General features: G+C 70.2%; 19 protein-coding genes and 1 pseudogene. 14 read left to right on the top strand and 6 right to left on the bottom strand.

Annotation, left to right across the window (positions count from 1 at the left end; genetic code table 11):
• The 7 genes from QM634_RS02175 to QM634_RS02145 all read left to right on the top strand — a co-directional run.
• On the top strand, positions 1 to 1,202 hold a 1,202-nt coding region (locus QM634_RS02175; RefSeq protein WP_415041129.1), incomplete at its 5' end, for a M3 family metallopeptidase.
• Between the two features lie 99 nt (positions 1,203 to 1,301).
• Positions 1,302 to 2,615 carry an AAA family ATPase gene (locus tag QM634_RS02170; RefSeq protein WP_415041128.1) on the top strand — a complete coding sequence of 438 codons (1,314 nt, stop codon included), beginning with the start codon at positions 1,302 to 1,304 and terminating at the stop codon, positions 2,613 to 2,615.
• 100 nt (positions 2,616 to 2,715) lie between these two features.
• Positions 2,716 to 3,012: a hypothetical protein gene (locus QM634_RS02165; protein WP_415041127.1), complete on the top strand. Its 297-nt coding sequence runs from the start codon at positions 2,716 to 2,718 to the stop codon at positions 3,010 to 3,012.
• 184 nt (positions 3,013 to 3,196) lie between these two features.
• Positions 3,197 to 4,270, top strand: a complete 1,074-nt coding sequence (locus QM634_RS02160) for a sulfate ABC transporter substrate-binding protein (protein WP_415041136.1) — start codon at positions 3,197 to 3,199, stop codon at positions 4,268 to 4,270.
• The gene (cysT, locus tag QM634_RS02155) at positions 4,267 to 5,121 is read left to right on the top strand and encodes a sulfate ABC transporter permease subunit CysT (protein ID WP_415041126.1); all 855 of its coding nucleotides are present in this window, start codon (positions 4,267 to 4,269) and stop codon (positions 5,119 to 5,121) included. The genes QM634_RS02160 and cysT overlap by 4 nt, the downstream gene beginning before the upstream one ends.
• Positions 5,118 to 6,017, top strand: a complete 900-nt coding sequence (gene cysW, locus QM634_RS02150; protein WP_415041125.1) for a sulfate ABC transporter permease subunit CysW — start codon at positions 5,118 to 5,120, stop codon at positions 6,015 to 6,017. The genes cysT and cysW overlap by 4 nt, the downstream gene beginning before the upstream one ends.
• Before the next feature lies 1 nt (position 6,018).
• Positions 6,019 to 7,011: a sulfate/molybdate ABC transporter ATP-binding protein gene (locus QM634_RS02145; RefSeq protein ID WP_415041124.1), complete on the top strand. Its 993-nt coding sequence runs from the start codon at positions 6,019 to 6,021 to the stop codon at positions 7,009 to 7,011.
• On the opposite strand, the gene QM634_RS02140 is transcribed toward QM634_RS02145, so the two are convergent.
• The 5 genes from QM634_RS02140 to QM634_RS02120 are packed head-to-tail and all read right to left on the bottom strand — an operon-like array spanning position 7,012 to position 12,472.
• Positions 7,012 to 7,737, bottom strand: a complete 726-nt coding sequence (locus QM634_RS02140; RefSeq protein WP_415041123.1) for a sirohydrochlorin chelatase — start codon at positions 7,735 to 7,737, stop codon at positions 7,012 to 7,014.
• Positions 7,734 to 9,038 carry a sulfate adenylyltransferase subunit 1 gene (locus QM634_RS02135; RefSeq protein ID WP_415041122.1) on the bottom strand — a complete coding sequence of 435 codons (1,305 nt, stop codon included), beginning with the start codon at positions 9,036 to 9,038 and terminating at the stop codon, positions 7,734 to 7,736. Before QM634_RS02135 ends, QM634_RS02140 begins: the two co-directional genes overlap by 4 nt.
• A complete protein-coding gene (cysD, locus tag QM634_RS02130) occupies positions 9,038 to 9,973 on the bottom strand; it encodes a sulfate adenylyltransferase subunit CysD (RefSeq protein WP_415041121.1) in 936 nt (311 codons plus the stop codon). The genes QM634_RS02135 and cysD overlap by 1 nt, the downstream gene beginning before the upstream one ends.
• On the bottom strand, positions 9,970 to 10,698 hold the full coding sequence (locus QM634_RS02125; protein ID WP_415041120.1) for a phosphoadenylyl-sulfate reductase: 729 nt from the start codon (positions 10,696 to 10,698) through the stop codon (positions 9,970 to 9,972). Before QM634_RS02125 ends, cysD begins: the two co-directional genes overlap by 4 nt.
• Before the next feature lie 10 nt (positions 10,699 to 10,708).
• Positions 10,709 to 12,472: a nitrite/sulfite reductase gene (locus tag QM634_RS02120; protein WP_415041119.1), complete on the bottom strand. Its 1,764-nt coding sequence runs from the start codon at positions 12,470 to 12,472 to the stop codon at positions 10,709 to 10,711.
• Between the two features lie 318 nt (positions 12,473 to 12,790).
• Here QM634_RS02120 and hemW point away from each other — a divergent pair, with 318 nt between their 5' ends.
• Positions 12,791 to 13,996, top strand: a complete 1,206-nt coding sequence (hemW, locus tag QM634_RS02115) for a radical SAM family heme chaperone HemW (protein WP_415041118.1) — start codon at positions 12,791 to 12,793, stop codon at positions 13,994 to 13,996.
• 130 nt (positions 13,997 to 14,126) lie between these two features.
• On the opposite strand, the pseudogene QM634_RS02110 reads toward hemW, so the two are convergent.
• Positions 14,127 to 14,426: pseudogene (locus QM634_RS02110) on the bottom strand (type II toxin-antitoxin system VapB family antitoxin); the annotation flags it as partial.
• A gap of 74 nt (positions 14,427 to 14,500) precedes the next feature.
• Between QM634_RS02110 and hrcA the strand changes: the two are divergent.
• The 6 genes from hrcA (at position 14,501) to ybeY (ending at position 19,916) form a co-directional block, all read left to right on the top strand.
• Complete coding sequence (gene hrcA / locus QM634_RS02105) at positions 14,501 to 15,535, top strand: heat-inducible transcriptional repressor HrcA (RefSeq protein ID WP_415041117.1); 1,035 nt, start codon at positions 14,501 to 14,503, stop codon at positions 15,533 to 15,535.
• A gap of 58 nt (positions 15,536 to 15,593) precedes the next feature.
• Positions 15,594 to 16,742, top strand: a complete 1,149-nt coding sequence (gene dnaJ, locus QM634_RS02100; RefSeq protein ID WP_415041116.1) for a molecular chaperone DnaJ — start codon at positions 15,594 to 15,596, stop codon at positions 16,740 to 16,742.
• Between the two features lie 3 nt (positions 16,743 to 16,745).
• The gene (locus QM634_RS02095) at positions 16,746 to 17,513 is read left to right on the top strand and encodes a 16S rRNA (uracil(1498)-N(3))-methyltransferase (RefSeq protein ID WP_415041115.1); all 768 of its coding nucleotides are present in this window, start codon (positions 16,746 to 16,748) and stop codon (positions 17,511 to 17,513) included.
• The gene (locus QM634_RS02090; protein ID WP_415041135.1) at positions 17,510 to 18,271 is read left to right on the top strand and encodes an alpha/beta hydrolase family protein; all 762 of its coding nucleotides are present in this window, start codon (positions 17,510 to 17,512) and stop codon (positions 18,269 to 18,271) included. The genes QM634_RS02095 and QM634_RS02090 overlap by 4 nt, the downstream gene beginning before the upstream one ends.
• Positions 18,272 to 18,354: 83 nt before the next feature.
• Positions 18,355 to 19,377 (top strand): PhoH family protein, encoded by a 1,023-nt coding sequence (locus QM634_RS02085; protein WP_415041114.1) that lies wholly within the window; start codon positions 18,355 to 18,357, stop codon positions 19,375 to 19,377.
• Entirely contained in the window at positions 19,374 to 19,916 is a 543-nt protein-coding gene (gene ybeY / locus QM634_RS02080) for an rRNA maturation RNase YbeY (protein WP_415041113.1), read from the top strand. Before QM634_RS02085 ends, ybeY begins: the two co-directional genes overlap by 4 nt.
• Positions 19,917 to 19,919 lie beyond the last annotated feature (3 nt).

Here is a 19,919-nt window from a genome sequence, read left to right as displayed (position 1 = left end):
TCGTCATCGACGAGGAGACCGCCCCCGGCGTAGACGCCGTGGAAGCCCTGCTGTCGCAGGTCGCCGCGGCGGTCCGGCCCGCGGCGGCCGCCGAGGAGGAGGCCCTGCGCGCGCTCGCCGGCGGACCGGTCGCCCCCTCCGACTACACGTACTGGCTGGCCCGCCACCAGCGGTCGCAGGCGGCCGCCGACATCGAGGGCTACGCGCAGTACTGCGAGCTGGACCGCGTCCTGCGCGACGGGGTCTTCCACGCCGCCGGGGCGTTGTACGGGCTCGATTTCGTCGAGCGCGACGACCTGCGCGGCTATCACCCGGACGTGCGGGTGTTCGAGGTCTTCGACGAGGCCGGCGAGGGCGTCGGGCTGTACCTGGGGGACTACTACGCCCGTCCGACCAAGCGCGGCGGCGCCTGGATGACCTCCTTCGTCGACCAGTCCCGCGAGCAGGGGACCAAGCCGGTGGTCGTCAACGTCCTGAACATCCCCAAGCCGGCCGACGGGCAGCCGACGCTGCTGAGCGTCGATCAGCTCACCACGCTGTTCCACGAGTTCGGTCACGCGCTGCACGGCCTGCTGTCCGACGTCCGCTTCGTCTCCCAGTCGGGGACGTCGGTGCCGCGCGACTTCGTCGAATTCCCCTCCCAGGTCAACGAGCACTGGGCCCTGCACCCCGACGTCGTCGCCAACTACGCGCGCCACGTCGAAACCGGGGAGCCGGCACCGGTTGAGCTGATCGACCAGGTGCGCGCCACCTCGGGGACGGAGCCGGCACACGCCACCGTCGAGTATCTGGGCGCTGCGGTCGTCGACCTCGGCTGGCATCGGATGACCGCGCAGCAGCTCGCCGACCTCGACCTGGCGAACACACCGGGCATCTGGCCCGCGGTCGAGGCCGAGTCACTCGCGCGTGCCGGGGCGGACAATGCGAGCATCCCGCCGCGGTACCGGAGCCCGTACTTCAACCACGTCTTCGCCGGCGGCTACTCGTCGGCCTATTACGCCTACATCTGGTCCGAGGTGCTCGACGCGGCGACGCGCGAGTGGTTCGACGCCAACGGTGGGCTGAGTCGGGACCTGGGCCGGCGGTTCGCCGACACCATCTTGTCCAAGGGGGACAGCGTCGACCCGCTCGCCGCCCACCGCGCCCTGATCGGCGGCGATGCGGACGTCGCGCCTCTGCTGCGCCGCCGCGGACTGGCCTGACCCGAAAACCCTTTGTCACGCCGGCGAGTGCTGTGCGAGGCTGGGCCGCTGCTCGAATCCGGGCACACCCGACACACGACAAAGGAAGCGGAGGACGCCATGGGCGCCCCGACACTTGACGAGATCACCGCCGGCGAGAGCCAGGCGGTGCGACGCACCATCGAAGTGCTCGCCGCCGTTCTCGGCGGCACCGTCGGCGACCCCAAGATGACGCTCGACCGCTTCCTCGACGAACACGTCGGCACCCCGGGCCACACGCACGGGCGTCGTGGCTTGGCGTCGCACTACCTGCGCCTGGGCCCGTCGATGATCGTCGCCGCCGGCCTGGTCGTCGCCGACCTGGCGGCCGAATATGACGCGGTCATCGGCCCCGACGAGGACGACGATCCGCCGCAGTGGGTACAGCACACGATCGGTGACGACGAGTACTCGATCCCGAGCGACGCGACCTTCGCCTTCGGCCCGGACAACCCGTTCGGCGACGGCCCGTTGGCCGTTTCGATCACCGCGCACCCCGGCTACCACCGCAACCGCGTGCGCGTGTTCGCGCCCGCCGGGCGCGACGAGTCGGCGCGCAACGCGGTGAGTCGGTTGTCCCGTGCCATCGCCGAGCGCAGCCCGTTCCGCGGCCGCGTGGTCCGCGCCTCCTACGGCGACGGCCTGTCGTTCACGGTGCTCGACGACATCACCGCCCCGCGCGACCGCGTTCAGGTGCCCGGCGCCGTGTGGCGCGAGGTGGACCTGGCGATCGCCGCGGTGACGTCGCGCTACGAGGCCCTGCGCACCGCCGGGTTGTCGACCAGCCGCGGGCTCATGCTGGCCGGGCCGCCCGGCGTCGGCAAGACCGCCGTGGCGCGTGCGGTCATGGGTGAGCTGGCCGGTGAGTTCACCGTCGTGGTGGCGGATCCGTCGACGATGGCCCACGGCATCGCCGAGCTCTACCAGGTGGCCGACGAACTCGGTCCGATGGTCGTCCTGCTCGACGACGTCGACCTGCACATCCGTCGTCGCGGTGATGGCAACGACGGGGCGCTGGGCGCACTGCTGGCGGCCCTGGACGGGGCCGACAAATTGGACCGCGTCCTGACGATCGCGACCACGAACGACCCGAAGGCGATCGATCACGCCGCCACCCGTGCGGCGCGCTTCGACTCCATCGTGGAGATCGAGCCGCCGACCGATGCGGCGGTCGCCGCGATCCTGGCCGAGAGGCTCGCCGCACTGCCGGCGGCCGTCGTCGACGTGGCACGGGTCGCGGCGGCCTTCCCGGCCGGGCGCAGCGGCGCCGACGTCGTCGAGGCCGTCCGCCGTGCCGTGCTCACCGGCGGCGAGGCACTCACGACGTCGACGATGCTCGAGGTGATCGGCGCCCGCGACTACGTGGCCGCGGTGCCGATCGGCACCTACCTCTGAGCCGCTCGAGACCGGTGGGCCACCGGCGGCGACTATGCTCGCTGGTGGCCCCGCCGGTCGCGGGGCGTTTAATTCAGGGTGATCGTAAGAAGGTGAGTCGGTGTCCGGGTTCTTGTCCTGGTGGGACGGCGTCGAGGCCTGGCTCATCCGGCTCCCGTTCGTGCCGCAGCTGGTCGTCGTCCTGATCGTCGTCGTGCCGCTGGCCGTCGTCGCCGCGATGATCCTGTCCGTGGTCATCGAGTTCGTCACCGGCCTCGCCGCAAAGGTCGGCGACGCGCTGTCCTCGTGGGGAAAAGCCCAGTTCAACGGCCATCGCCCCGCGGTGGCCGATCGAGATCCCGCGACGTCCGAACCCGTCGTCGCACCGGACGATGAGAAAGCGGAGTCCCCGTCATGAAGCGATCGCCCGTCACCTGGGCCCTGCTGGGCCTGCTGGTCCTGGTCATCGTGGCCTGGGTGGTGCTGAACTAGCACGGCGCGCCGTCGCCCGCAGCACCGCTGGAAGCCGGCACGTCCGGGTGTCCGCGCCTTGCTACGTTGAGCCGGTGAGGACGAATCTTCGACGCCGCGCGGCGCTCGCACTGGTGACCGCCGCCGCTGTCGTGTTGGGAGCCACCGCGTGCGGCGGGGGATCGACCGACGAGCCCGGCGGCGCGGACATCTCCTCGGGCAGCCGTCATCTGAAGCTGGTCGCGTATGCGGTTCCCAAGCCGGGCTTCGACAAGGTGATCCCCGCCTTCCGCGCCACCGACGCCGGTCGCGGGGTCGGCTTCTCCCAGAGCTACGGGGCCTCGGGCGACCAGTCGCGCAAGGTCGCCCGCCGGGTGCCCGCCGACGTCGTCAACTTCTCCGTCGAACCCGATGTCACGCGTCTGGTCAAGGAGGGCGTCGTCGACGAGGACTGGAAGAGTCGCGCGCCGAACAACAGCACGCCGTTCGGGTCGGTCGTCGCGCTGGTCGTCCGCAAGGGAAACCCGAAGAACATCCACGACTGGGACGACCTGCTCAAGCCGGGCGTGCAAGTGATCACCCCCAACCCGGGCAGTTCCGGGTCGGCCAAGTGGAACCTGCTGGCGCCGTTCGCCGCCAAGAGCGACGGCGGTCGCGACGCGCAGGCCGGCCTGGACTACATCGGCCGCCTCGTCCGCAACCACATCACCGTGCAGCCCAAATCCGGGCGCGAGGCCACCACCGCCTTCGAGCAGGGGCAGGGAGACGTGCTGATCAGCTACGAGAACGAGGCGATCATGCTCGACCGCGCGAATGCGACGGCCAAGCCGGCGCAGCAGGTCGACTACGTCCTGCCGCCGCAGACCTTCAAGATCGAGAACCCGGTCGCGGTGACCACGACGAGCGACGACCCGACGGCGGCCCGCGCCTTCGTCGACTTCCTGTTCACCGCGCCGGCGCAGCGACTCTGGGCGCAGGCGGGCTTCCGCCCCGTCGACGACGCGGTCATCGCCGAGACCGCCGGTCAATTTCCCGGTCACATCGAACGACTGTGGACCATCGCCGAACTCGGCAAGGTGCTGGGTCGGGGGACGGCGGCCGAGAACGACGGCAAGGACCTGACCGGGTGGAAGGCCGTCGACGGTGCGCTCTTCGGCGCCAAGGGTGCGATCACCGAGATCTACGGCAACGGAGGCGGCAAATGACCGCCGGCACCGCCCACGACGCCGAGGCGCCGCGCGGCTTCCTCGGCCGGGCCCAGACCTTCCGGGGCGTGTCGCCGCTGGGCGTCGGTGTCGCGTGGTTGTGGCTGAGCATCATCGTGCTGCTGCCGTTGGCGGCCATCGCCGTGCAGTCCTTCGGCGGCGGCTGGAGCGGCTTCTGGAGTGCGGTCACCGAGCGGAACGCGATCGACGCTCTCGCCATCACCGTCGGGGTCTCGGTGGTCGTCGCGCTGCTCAACGTCGTCTTCGGCACGCTGATCGCGTGGGTCCTGGTGCGGGACGAGTTTCCCGGCAAGGGGTTCGTCAACGCCATCATCGACCTTCCGTTCGCGCTCCCGACCATCGTCGCCAGCCTGGTGTTGCTGTCGCTGTACGGGCCGAACTCGCCGGTGGACATCCACCTCAACGCGACGCGCCCGGCGCTGGTGATCGCGCTGACCTTCGTCACGCTGCCGTTCGTCGTGCGCCAGGTGCAGCCGGTGCTGCTCGAGCTCGACACCGACGTCGAGGAGGCCGCGGCCGTGCTCGGCGCGAGCAACCGGGTGACGTTCACCAAGGTCGTGCTCCCGGCGCTGCTGCCGGCCATCCTGACCGGCGCCGGCCTGGCGTTCACCCGTGCGATCGGCGAATTCGGGTCGGTCGTGCTCATCGGCGGCAACATCCCCGGCCAGACGCAGGTGGCCTCCCAGTACATCCAGCAGCAGATCGAGATCGACGAGCCGGTCAACGCGGCGGCGATCTCGGTGGTGCTGCTGCTCATCGCGTTCCTGGTCCTGCTGGTGCTGCGGGTCGTCGGGCGGCGCCAATCGGTACGGGAGGACGACGACCGATGAAGGTTTCCCCGCTCACCCGCCACGCCTTGCGGACGGTCGCACTGCTCTATCTGTTCGTGCTGCTCGTCGTGCCCGTCGCGTTGATCTTCTACCGCTCCTTCCAACACGGTCTCGGACAGTTCTGGGAGTGGATCACCACGCCCGCGGCCATCTCCGCGCTGCAGCTGAGCCTGCTGATCGTGGTGATCGTCGTGCCCCTCAACGTGGTCTTCGGCGTCGCGACCGCGCTGGCCCTCACCCGTGGGAACTTCCCGGGGAAGGGGCTGTTGCAGTCGGTCGTGGACCTTCCGTTCGCGGTGTCCCCGGTGGTCGCCGGTGTCGCCCTGATCCTGCTGTGGGGACACGGCGGCTGGTTCGGCGGAATCGAGGGCCTGGGGTTCAAGGTGATCTTCGGGTTCCCCGGCTTGGTCCTCGCGACGCTGTTCGTGACGCTGCCGTTCGTCGTGCGCGAGGTCGAGCCGGTGCTGCGCGAGATCGGCACCGAGCAGGAGCAGGCCGCCGCGACACTCGGCGCCAACGGGTGGCAGACCTTCAGCCGGATCACGCTGCCCGCGATCCGATGGGGCCTGACCTACGGCGTCGTGCTCACCATCGCCCGCGCGCTCGGCGAATACGGCGCCGTCACAATGGTGTCGTCGAACTACCCGGGCATCTCGCAGACGCTGACGCTGCTGGTCCACTCCCGCTACACCGACGACTACAACGAGTTCGGCGCCTATGCGGCGGCCACCCTGCTGATGCTGGTGGCGATCCTCGTCCTGGTCGCGATGACGCTCATCGAACGGCGCGTGCGCAATCGCCACGCCGACGCGAGCGGCTCGGTCGAGACGCTCGACGTGCCCGACGGCCCGGCATCGGCCGACCCCCAGCTCGCGCACCACAAGGAAGGCGTGTGACATGTCCATCTCGGTAATCGGGGCCAACAAGAGGTACGGCGATTTCGCGGCCCTCGACAACGTGTCGATCGACATCCCGGAGGGATCGCTGACGTCGCTGCTCGGCCCGTCGGGCTCGGGCAAGTCGACGTTGCTGCGCGCCATCGCGGGCCTGGACTCGCTCGACTCGGGGACGGTGCTCATCAACGGCTCCGACGTCACCGAGCAGTCGCCCCAGAAGCGCGACATCGGCTTCGTGTTCCAGCACTATGCCGCGTTCAAGCACCTCAACGTGCGCGACAACATCGCGTTCGGCCTCAAGATCCGCAAGCGCCCGAAGGCGGAGATCGACAAGAAGGTCGACGAGCTGCTGGAGATCGTCGGCCTCGAGTTCGTGCAGAAGCGCTTCCCGTCGCAGCTGTCCGGCGGCCAGCGCCAGCGCATGGCCCTGGCCCGGTCGTTGGCGGTGGACCCCAAGGTCCTACTGCTCGACGAGCCGTTCGGCGCCCTCGACGCGAAGGTCCGCGAGGACCTGCGCAAATGGTTGCGCCGGCTGCACGACGAGGTCCACGTGACCACCGTGCTGGTGACCCACGACCAGTCCGAGGCTCTCGACGTCTCCGACCGCATCGCCGTGCTCAACGCCGGGCGGATCGAGCAGGTCGGCTCGCCCGACGACCTCTACGACCGCCCGGCGAACCCGTTCGTCGCGTCCTTCCTCGGCTCGACGGTGCGGGTCAACGGCGAGCTGGTCCGACCGCACGACATCCGCATCGGCCGCAACCCGGAGATCGCGCTGCCCGGCGGCGACGCCGACCTGGACACCGGCGTCGTGAAGGCGACCGTGCGACGCGTGGTCAACCTGGGTTTCGAGACCCGCGTGGAGCTGGTGTCGGCCGCCAACGGCGAGGAGTTCGCCGCGCAGATCACCCGCGGCGACCAGAACGCCCTGCACCTGCAGCCGGGCGAGACGGTATACGCCCGCGCGACCAAGGTCGCCGGCTTCGAGGTGTAGTCAGCGGCGGACCAGCGCCTCGCCGACTCGGGCGACGGCGGTCTCGCAGATCGCCTCGACGACCGCTGGGTGATCACCCAGCGGTGCGGCGATCGCGCACCCGGGGGCGAGTACGTGCAGTAGTCGCTCGACGCGCTCGGTGAGCAGCCCGGGAGACAGGAAGTAGGGGAGACCGACGATGCGGTCGGCGCCGGTCGCGCGCAGCCGGGCCAGCGCGCACCGCAGCTCACGGGCCTGCGGGCCCAGCTTGGTCGCGAACACGACCTCCACCGGAAGCCCCGTCGCGCGGGCCAGCTCGGTGCCGCGACGTCGGGCGGCGTCGTCGGAGTGCTCATCGGACGACCCGACCGCGTACATCACGATCCCGTCGCCCGATCCGGCCTCGCGCAGTCGGTCGTCCAACGCGTCGACAAGGCTGACCGAGCCCAGCACCGGCGTCTGCTCGACGGTCAGAGCGGGCCATCGGCTTCGCGCGGCCTCGAGCAGGACCGGCAGGTCGAAGCGCGAGTGGTAGCCGTCGCCGAGTAGCAGTGGCACGACCGTCACGTGGTCGCCGTCGGCGGCGATCGCGTCGAGAGCGGTGCCGACGAGCGGCTCGGTCAGGTCGAGGTAGCCCAGCCCGACGTGCCGATCCGGCAGCGCGGTCCCCACCGCGTCGCGGATCTGCGACAGTGTCGCGGCGAACCGGGGATCCCGGCTGCCGTGCGCGACGAGCAGGATGCTCACGCCGGCGTCGGTTCCAGGTGCAGCTGCTCGAGGGCATCGCCGACGAGGCCGGCGGCCAGCGTGTTGCCGCCCGCCGGATCGATCAGCAGGAAGCTGCCCGACTCACGGCTGTGGCTGTAGTCGTCGGCGATGATCGGCTCGGCGGTCTGCACCGCGATCCGCCCGATCTGGTTGAGCTCCAACGACTCCGGCGACTCGACCAGCGCGAGTTCCTGTTCGTCGAAGAGGACGTCCAGGGAACCGACGATCGCCTGCGTGGTGCGGGTGCCGTGCTTGAGCAGCAGCCGCGCCCCCGGGCGCAGCGGCTTGTCGCCCAGCCAGCACACCGTGGCGGTGAACTGCTGCACCGGCTCCGGCGCATCGGTGGCCGCGGCGATGACGTCACCCCTCGAGACGTCGACGTCGTCGGCCAGAAGCAGCGTGACGCTGTGCCCGGCGTTGGCGGTCGGCAGTTGGCCGTCGGCGGTGTCGATGGCCTCGACCGTCGTACGGGTGCCCGACGGCAGGATGACGACCTCGTCGCCCGCCGACACCGAACCGGCGGCGATCTGCCCCGCGTAGCCCCGGTAGTCGGGGAACTCGGCGGTGCGCGGACGGATCACGTACTGCACCGGGAAGCGCAGGCCGACCGGGTCGCCGGTCCGCTCGTGGATGTTCGGCACGGTCTCCAGGTGCTCGATCAGCGTGGGGCCGTCGTAGTAGGGCGTCCGCTCCGAGCGCGAGGCGATGTTGTCGCCGTGCAGCGCCGACACCGGGATCGCCAGGACCTGCTCGTCGGTCCAGCCGAGCGAGCGGGTCAGCTCGGCGAAGTCGGCGGTGATCTGAGCGAAAGCCTCGGCCGGTTCGTCGACCAGGTCGATCTTGTTGACCGCCAACACGAGCTGCGGCACGCCCAGCAGCGCCATGACGGCGGCGTGGCGGCGGGTCTGCGCGACGACGCCGTTGCGGGCGTCGACCAGCAGGATCACCAGCTGGGCCGTCGACGCACCGGACACCGTGTTGCGGGTGTACTGCACGTGGCCGGGGGTGTCGGCGAGCACGAAGGAGCGCTCACCGGTCGCGAAGTAGCGGTAGGCGACGTCGATGGTGATGCCCTGCTCGCGCTCGGCGCGCAGTCCGTCGACGAGCAGCGACAGGTCGGGGCCCTCCAGGCCGCGTGCCTCCGACGCCCGGTTGACCGCCTCGATCTGGTCGGCCAGCACCGATTTCGTGTCATAGAGCAGGCGGCCGACGAGGGTGGACTTGCCGTCGTCGACGCTGCCCGCGGTCGCGATGCGCAGCAGGTCGGGAGAATGCTTCATCAGAAATATCCCTCTCGCTTGCGGTCTTCCATGGCCGCCTCGGAGACGCGGTCGTCGCCGCGGGTGGCGCCGCGCTCGGTCAGCCGCGACGTGGCGACCTCGGCCAGCACGGCCTCGTTGTCGGCGGCGTCGGAGAGCACCGCGCCGGTGGTCGAGCCGTCGCCGACGGTGCGGTAGCGGACCGACTTGGTCTCGACCGTCTCGCCGTCGCGCGGGCCTCCCCACGGACCCGAGGTCATCCACATGCCGTCGCGCTGGAACACCTCGCGCTGGTGCGCGTAGTACAGCGGCGCGAGCAGCACCTGTTCGCGGGCGATGTAGCGCCACACGTCCAACTCGGTCCAGTTGCTCAGCGGGAAGACGCGGACGTGCTCGCCGGGGGCGTGGCGGCCGTTGTAGAGGTTCCACAGCTCGGGGCGCTGGCGCTTCGGATCCCACTGGCCGAAGGCGTTGCGCAGCGAGAAGACCCGTTCCTTGGCGCGGGCGCGCTCCTCGTCGCGACGGGCACCGCCGAAGACCGCGTCGAAGCGGTTCTCGGTGATGGCGTCGAGCAGGGGGATCGTCTGCAGCGGGTTGCGGATGCCGTCCGGGCGCTCGGTGAGGCGGCCGTCGGCCAGGTACTCCTCGACGCTGGCGACGTGTAGCCGCAGGTTGTGCCGCTCGACGATCTCGTCGCGGAACCTGATGATCTCCGGCAGGTTGTGGCCGGTGTCGACGTGCAGCAGCGCGAACGGCAGCGGCGCCGGCCAGAAGGCCTTGAGCGCCAGGTGCAGCAGCAGTGTGGAGTCCTTGCCGCCGGAGAACAGGATCACCGGGCGCTCGAACTCGCCGGCGACCTCACGGAAGATGTGGATCGACTCGGACTCGAGCGCGTCGAGGGTGTCGAACTCCCGGTCGTCGCGCAGGAGGGGCGTGCTCTGGGTATCGATGCTCATGAGACGTGCAACCCGCATTCTGTCTTGGCGCGCCCGGCCCAACGGCCGCTGCGCGGATCGGCTCCGACTGCTGGCTTGGCGGTGCAGGGTGCGCACCCGATCGAGGGGTAGCCCTCGTCGACCAGCGGATTCACCAGGACCCCGTGGGTCTCGATGTAGTTCTGGAATTCCTCGTCCGACCACGCGGCGAGCGGATTGATCTTCACCAGCCCGAAGCCCTCGTCGAAGGAGATGAGCGGCGCGTTGGCGCGGGTCGGCGCCTCGACGCGGCGGATGCCCGTCACCCAGGCCGAATACCCCTGCAGCGACGCCTTCAGCGGCACGACCTTGCGCAGCCGGCAGCACTCGCCGGGGTCGCGCGCGAACAGGTCCTTGCCCAGCAGTTCGTCCTGCTCGGCGACCGTCTGCTCGGGCGTCACGTTCACCAGGTCCAGGTCGTAGACCTGCGTGACGGCGTCGCGCGTGCCAATCGTCTCGGCGAAGTGGTAGCCGGTGTCCAGGAACAGGACCTTCAACTTGTGGCCGGCCCGCAGGTCGGCGTCGATGGCCTTGTCGGCGACGTCGATCAGCACCGCGTCCTGCATGTTCGCGGCGATGATGAAGTCGTCGCCGAAGGTCTGGGCGGTCCAGCGCAGCAGGTCCTCGGCGGTGGCGTCGGGACCGAGGTCGGCCGCGCCGCGCTCGGCGACGGTCCGCAACCGGTCGGTGTCCAGCGTCGTAGTCATCGGTCCCTCCCTACTGCAGCTCGGCGTCGTCGGCGCGGGCCGCCCACTCGGCGAAACGCTCGCCCTCGTGGCGCCCGGCGATGAAGTTGCGGACCACCCGCTCGATGTAGGTGGTCGCCTCGTCGGCGTAGATTTTGTGCTGGCGCAGCTTGCGGCCGAACCCGCTGTCGAAGCCGAGGGCGCCGCCGAGGTGGACCTGGAAGCCCTCCACCGGGGTGCCGTTGCCGTCGTCGATCAGCTGCCCCTTGAGGCCGATGTCGGCGACCTGCACGCGTGCGCAGGAGTTCGGGCAACCGTTGAAGTTGATGGTGATCGGCACGTCGAGCTGCTCGTTCAGCTCGGCCAGCCGCGTCTCCATCTCCGGCACCAGCGCCTGGCTGCGGCTGCGGGTCTCGGTGAACGAGAGCTTGCAGTACTCCAGGCCGGTGCAGGCGATCAGGTTGCGGCGCCAGCGCGACGGCCGCGAGGTGAGTCCGACCGCCTCCAGCGCCTCGTCGAGCCCGGCGACCTTGTCGTCGGGGACGTTGACGACGACCAGCTTCTGGTACGGCGTGAAGCGGACGCTGTCGGCGCCGGCGGCCTCTGCGGCATCGGCGACGGCGTCGAGGATGTCGGCGGAGAGCCGCCCGGACACCGCGGAGAAGCCGACGGCGTTGAGGCCGTTCTTCAAACGGGTTACACCGACGTGGTCGATCGGGTGCTTGGGTGGAATCGGCGCGGGACCGTCGACGAGCTTGCGCTTCAGGTACTCGTCCTCGAGGACCTGGCGGAACTTCTCCACGCCCCAGTCCTTGAGCAGGAACTTCAGCCGCGCCTTGGAGCGCAAGCGGCGGTAGCCGTAGTCGCGGAAGACGGCGACGACGGCCTCCCACACGTCGGGAACCTCGTCGAGCGGCACCCACACGCCCAGGCGCTGGGCGAGCATCGGGTTGGTCGAGAGGCCGCCGCCGACCCAGAGGTCGAAGCCGGGGCCGTGCTCGGGGTGCTCGACGCCCACGAAGGAGACGTCGTTGATCTCGTGCACGACGTCCTGCAGGCCCGAAATCGCGGTCTTGAACTTGCGCGGCAGGTTCGAGTATTCGGGGTTGCCGATGTAGCGCTTCTTGATCTCGGCGAGGGCCGGAGAAGCATCGACCACCTCGTCCACCGACAGGCCGGCGAGGGGGGAGCCGAGCATGCCGCGCGGGCAGTCGCCACAGGCCTCGATGGTCTCCAGGCCGACCTCTTCGAGGCGGCGCCAGATCTCCGGGACGTTCTCGATCTCGATCCAATGGTATTGGAGGTTCTCCCGATCAGTGATGTCGGCGGTGCCGCGCGCGAAGTCGCGCGAGATGCCGGCGAGGGTGCGGACCTGGGCGAGATTGAGCTTCCCACCGTCGGTGCGCACCCGCATCATGAAGTACGGGGCCTCGAGATAGTCGATGTTGTCGTCGTGGGTGTGCGTGCCGTCGTAGCCCTCGGCGCGCTGGGTGTAGAGGCCCATCCACCGGAAGCGGCCGCGCAGGTCGGCCTTGTCGATGCCGTCGAAGCCGACCTTCGAGTAGATGTTCTCGATGCGCGCCCGCACGTTGAGCGGGTTGTCGTCCTTCTTGGACTGCTCGTTGGGGTTGAGCGGCTCGCGGTAGCCCAGGGCCCACTGGCCCTCGGCGCGCGTCTTCTTCGGCCGCGGCCGACGGGCCGGGACATCCCCGCCGGCGGGCCGAGCCGGCCGTTCGCGGCGGGCGGGAGTCTTGCCGACGTCGTCGCCGACGGACTCGGGGGTGGTGAGCGTCATGGATTCTCCTCGCGCGGGCATCGCTGCGCGCAGCGTTCATGGGGCTGGCATGAATGGTGAACTCGGATTCGGCATCCGGGATTCGGTGCGCTGCGCCGCGCGACCGAGAAGGGGACTACTCGCTGGCCGAAACCGGCTAGCGCATACAGGATGCGCTGTCGCAGCGCATGAGGTCGATATGGCGCCGCTGGATCAGGCGCAGTCCTCGTGTAGTCACGAGACCCATAGTGCCATGCTGGACCGCACCGCGTCTACTTGGGAAGACTTTTAATCACGGTGAGAGAAAGCACATTCTCGCGAGTGCGGGATGATGGAGTGATGACCAGCCCGGCAGCCCTGACGTGGCGCACCCTGCCCGACGCCGTCGCCGGTCGACTCGCGGGCGCCTCGCACGACGACGGTCTCGGGCTGTACCTGCACGTGCCGTTCTGCGCGACCCGCTGCGGCTACTGCGACTTCAACACCTACACCGCGGGGGAGCTCGGCTCGTCGTCCTCGCCGCAGTCCTGGCTCGCGGCGGTGCGCCGCGAACTCGCCGGCGCTGCCCGGTTGCTGGGCCCGCGCCCGGTGACGACGGTCTTCGTCGGCGGGGGCACGCCGTCGTTGCTCGGCGGCAACGGGTTGGCGGATCTGCTCGACGCGGTGCGCACCGAGTTCGATCTCGTGCCGGGCGCCGAGGTCACCACCGAGTCCAATCCCGAGTCCACGTCGCCGGAGTTCTTCGAGGCGATCCGCGCCGCCGGATACACCCGCGTGTCGCTGGGCATGCAGTCGGCGGCGGCACACGTGCTGGCCGTGCTCGAGCGCACGCACACGCCCGGTCGGGCGGTGGCGGCGGCGCGCGAGGCGGCATCCGCCGGCTTCGAGCACGTGAACCTCGACGTCATCTACGGCACGCCGGGGGAGACCGACGCCGACCTCGACGCGACACTCGACGCGGTGTTGAGCGCCCCGGTCGACCACGTCTCGGCGTATGCGCTGATCGTCGAGGACGGCACGGCCTTCGCACGCAAGGTTCGACGGGGAGAGCTGGCCGCGCCCGACGACGACGTGCTGGCCTCCCGGTACGAGCGCATCGACGCGCGACTGTCCGACGCCGGCTTCGACTGGTACGAGGTGTCCAACTGGGCGCGCGGGGACGACGGGGCCTGCCGGCACAACGAGGCGTATTGGCGCAGCGACGATTGGTGGGGCGTCGGCCCCGGCGCCCACTCGCACGTCAACGGCGCGCGGTGGTGGAACCGCAAGCACCCGTCGACCTACGCCTCCGCCTTGGCCGACGGGTGCTGGCCGGGCGACGGATTCGAAGTCGTCGACGCCGACGACGCCCACACCGAGGCCGTCATGCTGCGCTTGCGGATGCGCTCGGGGCTGCCGGTGTCCGAACTCGACGACGGTGAGCGGGCGCGGGCCGACACCGCCGTTGCCGACCGGCTGCTGCAGGTCGTCGGCGACGCGTATGTGCTGACCGATGCGGGGCGCCTGCTGGCCGACGGGGTGATCCGTCAGATCCTCGTCGACTGACGTCCCGCGAGCGGAATGTCGTCGCGCGGGCGCAATCGTCAACGCGCGAGGACGATCGCCACGCGGCGGCCGGCTACTGTGCGCGGTGGCGCGCGACGGAAGGTCGGACGGCCTGGTGCTCGGAGGGATGGTCGACGGCGTCCAGGTCGAGGAGGCGGGCGTGGATGATCGGCCGATTCCGCAGGGCGCTGCGCACCGCGCGGTGCAGTCCGTCTTCCAGGTAGACCTCGCCGCGCCACTTCACGACGTGCGAGAACAGGTCGCCGTAGAAGGTCGAGTCCTCGGACAGGAGCTTGTCGAGGGCCAGCACGCTGGTGACCGTCGTCAGCTGGTCGAGGCGGAACTGTCGCGGCGGAATCTTCGCCCAATCGCGGGGGGCGAGGTTGTGCTCGGGATAGGGCTTCCCGTCCAGCACCGCCTTGAAGATCATTGCCCCGCCGTTCGCGCCTAATATGGTTGTCAACCACCATATTGCACGCTCGATTGCGGGGAGGAGACTTACCGATGACGTCCACCGACGACCGCCGCTTCGAGGTCCTGCGCGCCATCGTCACCGACTACGTCTCGTCCCAGGAGCCGATCGGGTCGAAGGCACTGGTCGAGAAGCACAAGCTGGGCGTCTCCAGCGCGACGGTCCGCAACGACATGGCGGTGCTCGAGGCCGAGGGATACATCGCCCAGCCGCACACCAGCTCCGGGCGAGTCCCCACCGACAAGGGGTACCGCCTCTTCGTCGACCGGATCAGCGAGATCAAGCCGCTCTCGTCGGCCGAGCGCCGGGCGATCATGTCGGTCCTGGACTCCAGCGTCGACCTCGACGACGTCCTGCGCCGTTCGGTCAAACTCCTCGCCGAGCTGACCCGGCAGGTCGCGGTGATCCAGTACCCGGTGCTGTCGTCGGCGACGGTGCGCCACCTGGAGATCGTGGCGTTGACCCCGTCGCGCCTGCTGCTGGTGGTGATCACCGACAGCGGCCGCGTCGAGCAGCGGATGGTCGCGCTCAGCCGCGACATCTCCGACGACGAGGTCGCCGGCCTGCGGGACGCGTTCTCCGGGGCGCTGCACGGCAAGCGACTGGCAGAGGCGTCGGCGGCCGTCGCCGAGGTCGCGAACACCGCACCGCCGGCGATGTCGGACCTGGTGATCGCCGTGGCGGCGGTGCTCGTGGAGACCCTGGTCGAGCGGGACGAGGACAAGCTGGTGCTCGGCGGGACGTCGAACCTCGCGCGCGCCGCCTCGGACTTCTCTGCCGACCTGGGCGGCATGGACTCGGTCCTGGAAGCCCTCGAGGAGCAGGTCGTCGTGCTCAAACTGCTGGCGAACACCCAGAAGACCGATCAGGTGACGGTGCAGATCGGTCGTGAGACCCGCAGCGACAGTCTGCGCGGCGCCTCGGTGGTGTCCACCGCGTATGGCGCGAGCGGCACGGTGTTCGGCAGCCTCGGCGTCCTGGGGCCCACCCGGATGGACTACCCCAGCACCATTGCATCGGTGGCCGCGGTCGCCAAGTACGTTGGAGAGGTGCTGGCCGAGCGCTGAGCCCGACCGGGTTCGCGACGCCGAGCGCCACAAATCGATCGAGGATAGAAGCAACAAAGTGGCACGTGACTACTACGGAACACTGGGCGTCTCGCCGGGGGCGAGCGACCAGGAGATCAAGCGCGCCTACCGCCGGCTCGCGCGTGAACTGCACCCGGACCTGAATCCGGACGAAGAGGACCGCTTCAAGGAGGTCACGACCGCCTACGAGGTGCTCAGCGACCCGGAGAAGCGACGCATCGTCGACGCCGGTGGCGATCCGCTCGGCGGCCCCGGTGGCGGCGGCTTCGCCGGCGGCGGACTGGGCGACATCTTCGAGCAGTTCTTCGGCGGCGGGAGCTTCGGCGGCACCGGCTTCGGCAGCGGTCGTGGTCCGCGCAGCCGCGTCCAGCCGGGCGAGCCGGCGTTGGTGCACACGACCCTCGACCTGGCCGAGTGCGCATCCGGGGTCAACAAGGAGATCACCGTCGACACGGCGATCCTGTGCGACTCGTGCTCCGGCTCGGGGACCAACGGCGATTCGAAGCCCGTCGCCTGCGAGACCTGTCACGGAGCCGGTGAGATCCAGGCCGTCCAGCGCTCCTTCCTCGGCCAGGTGATGACCGTGCGCCAGTGCCCGACGTGCGGCGGCACCGGCGAGGTCATCCCCGATCCGTGCCACAAGTGCGGCGGCGACGGCCGCGTCCGGACGCGCCGCACGGTGACCGTCAAGATCCCGGCCGGCGTCGAGGCGGGGATGCGGGTGCGGCTGTCCGGCCAGGGCGAGGTGGGTCCCGGCGGCGGTGCTGCCGGCGACCTCTACGTCGAGATCAAGGAGAAGCGCCACGAGGTCTTCGTGCGCGACAAGGAGGACCTGCACGTCACGGTCAACGTCCCCTTCGCCGACGCCGCGCTCGGCGGCGAGCTGACGATCGACGGGATCCTCGACGGCGAGAAGATCGACATCACGATCCCCGCGGGCACCCAGCCGGGGCAGATCGTGACCATCCGCGGACACGGCATGCCGCACGTCAACAACGGTGTGCGCGGCAATCTCCATGCACACCTGGAGGTCAGCGTCCCCACCCGGCTCGACGCCCGCACCACCGAACTCCTCAAGGAGTACCGCGAGCATTCCGGCGAGACCATCGAGCTGGCGTCGGCCAACTCGACGGGCACCAGCAGCGGACTGTTCTCGCGGCTGCGCAACGCGTTCGCCGGGCGCTGACGCATGAGCCCGCCGCTGTTCTGGGTCGACGAGGTGCCGGCCGCGGGGACCGAGGCGGAGCTGTCCGGCCCGGAGGGGCGCCACGCGGTGACGGTCACGCGCATCGGAGCGGGGGAGACGATCCTGCTCGGCGACGGTCGCGGCGCGTCGGCGACCTGTGAGGTCGTCGGCACCCGGGGCAAAGACGCGTTGCGCGCGCGGGCACTGGAGTACCGCTTCGTCGACCGGCCCAAGCCGCAGGTCACGCTGGTCCAGGCCCTGCCGAAGTCGGAGCGCTCGGAGCTGGTCGTCGAGCTGGCGACCGAGGCGGGCGTCGACGTCATCGTGCCGTGGCAGTCCTCGCGCAGCGTCGCCCGCTGGGTCGGGTCGAAGGCGGACAAGGGCGTCGCCAAGTGGCGGGCCACCGCGGCGGCCGCGGCCAAGCAGAGTCGGCGGGCGTGGATCCCCGAGGTCACCGACCTGGCGTCGATGACCGATGTGCGCGCCCGCTGTGCCGACGTCCTCGACGGCGGTGGACGGGTGGTCGCGCTGCACGAGAGCGGTCGGGATGCCTTCGGGGGGATTGACTTCCGGTCGGCGCCGGGCGTCGTGCTCGTCGTCGGCCCCGAGGGAGGGCTGTCGGACGAGGAGCTGGCCGATCTCGCGGCGCTGGGTGCACAGGTGTGTGTGCTCGGTCCCCAGGTGTTGCGGACCTCGACCGCCGGGGCGGTCGCACTCGGTGCCCTCGGTGTGTTGACCGACCGCTGGGATCTCCCCGGGGGCCGGTCCTGAAACGCCACAAGATCGCCTACGGCGCTCACGAATCACAGTTCGGCCACCTGTATGAACCGATGTCGGCGGGTGAACGCGTACCGCTGGTCGTGCTCATCCACGGAGGGTTCTTCTCCACGCGGTTCGCGCTCACCATTGAAACGGCCGTTGCCCGCCTGCTCGCCGATCGGGGCGCCGCGGTGTGGAACGTCGAATACCGGCGCGTCGAGGAGGACGGCGGCGGATGGCCCGGGACGGGCGCCGACGCGGTGGCCGCGCTGAGGGCGCTCGACGACCTCGTGCCCGCGGCCTTGCCGGCGGACCTCGTCGCACGGATCGGTTTCGACGACACGGCTGTCGTCGGCCACTCCGCCGGGGGCCTGCTCGCGGTCTGGGCGGCCGCCAAACTCGGTGCGCGCACCGAGCGCACCCGTCTCACCCGCGTCGTCCCGCAGTCGGCCGTCCTGGACCTCACCCACCCGCAGGCGCGGCACCGGCCCACGCCGCGCAACCTGATGGGCGCGCCCTACGACGAGATCCCCGACCTCTACGCGCAGGCTTCGCCGATCGAGGCACCGGTGTTCGACGCGCACGTCATCGCCATCCACGCCGGGGACGACGCCGCCGTCCCCGTCGAGTCCAGCCATCGCTACGTCGAGGCGGTCACCGCGCGAGGACAATCGGCCGAATTGGTGGTCGTGCCCGGTGAGGGCCACGACGCCTTCGTCGACCCGCGCAGCGCCTGCACCCGCCAGACCCTGCGCATGCTGGGCATTTGACGATTCGGCCCGCTCGCTCGCGCTCCCGGCGCCGGTGGCTGCCGCGCGCGGATACACTGGTCTGAACACGCACTGAAGGAGTGATGTCGCACGTGACGCAAGCCGATCAACCGCACGCCGAAACGGTGGTGGAGGTCGCACCTGAGCGGATCATCGGTTTGCTCGGCACCGGCGATGTGAACCTGCGGGTCCTCGAGGAGCTGCTCGACGCCGACATCCATGCGCGCGGCAACCGCATCACCCTGTCCGGCACCCCCGCCGACGTCGCGACCGCCGACCGGGTCGTCGCCGAACTGCTCGACGTCGTCGGCAAGGGCGCGCCGCTGACCCCCGACGCGGTGCGCCGCTCGGTGGCGATGCTCGCCGACCCGACCGCCGAGTCGCCCGCGCAGGTGCTGAGCCTGGACATCATCTCCCGGCGCGGCAAGACCATCCGGCCCAAGACGCTCAACCAGAAGCGCTACGTCGACGCGATCGACGAGAACACCATCGTCTTCGGGCTCGGCCCGGCCGGCACCGGCAAGACCTATCTGGCGATGGCCAAGGCGGTCGCCGCGCTGCAGGCCAAGGAGGTCACCCGCATCATCTTGACGCGACCGGCCGTCGAGGCGGGGGAGCGCCTCGGATTCCTGCCGGGCACGCTGAGCGAGAAGATCGACCCGTACCTGCGACCGCTCTACGACGCGCTGCACGACATGATGGATCCCGAGGCGATCCCCAAGCTCATGGCCGCCGGAGTCATCGAGGTGGCGCCGCTGGCGTATATGCGGGGAAGAACCCTGAATGATTCGTTCATCATCCTCGACGAGGCGCAGAACACCACCGGTGAGCAGATGAAGATGTTCCTCACCCGGCTGGGCTTCGGCTCGAAGGTCGTGGTGACCGGCGATGTCACCCAGGTCGACCTGCCCGGCGGTGCCGAGAGCGGCCTGAACGCGGCCACCCGCATCCTCGAGGGCATCGACGACATCCACTTCGCGCGGCTCACCAGCGCCGACGTGGTGCGCCACCGCCTGGTCGCGAACATCGTCGACGCCTACGACCGCGACGAGAACGGCGGCGGCAACCGGGCCGAGCGGCGCGCCGGACGGGAGCGCCGCCGGTGAGCATCGAGCTGGCCAACGAGTCCGGCGTCGACGTCCCCACCGACCTCGTGCTCGACGCCGCGAAGTTCGCGATCGCCCGGATGGACGTGCACCCCGGTGCCGAACTGTCGGTGATCTTCGTCGACCTCGACACGATGGCCGACCTGCACATGAAGTGGATGGACCTGCCCGGCCCCACCGACGTGATGAGCTTCCCGATGGACGAGCTCACCCCCGGCGCCGGTCGGCCCGACGCCGCCGAGCCCGGCCCGGCCACGCTCGGCGACATCGTGTTGTGCCCCGAGTTCGCCGCCGCACAGGCCAAGGAGGCCCACCACTCCTTCGAGCATGAGATGGCCGTCCTCACGGTGCACGGCGTGCTGCACCTGCTCGGCTATGACCACGCCGAGCCGGAGGAGGAGCGCGAAATGTTCGGCCTGCAGGCCGCCATCCTCGGCGAGTGGTACGACGACCGCCGGCTCCGCGACCACTCCGCACGACAGGCGCAGCGCGACGACGATCTCCTCCGCAAGATCGGATTCGCCGAGGACGAGAGCTAGCCG

The organism is Gordonia sp. (in: high G+C Gram-positive bacteria), from assembly GCF_047606305.1.
Classification (GTDB): Bacteria; Actinomycetota; Actinomycetes; order Mycobacteriales; family Mycobacteriaceae; genus Gordonia.
This window is presented reverse-complemented; position numbering and strand designations above follow the sequence as displayed.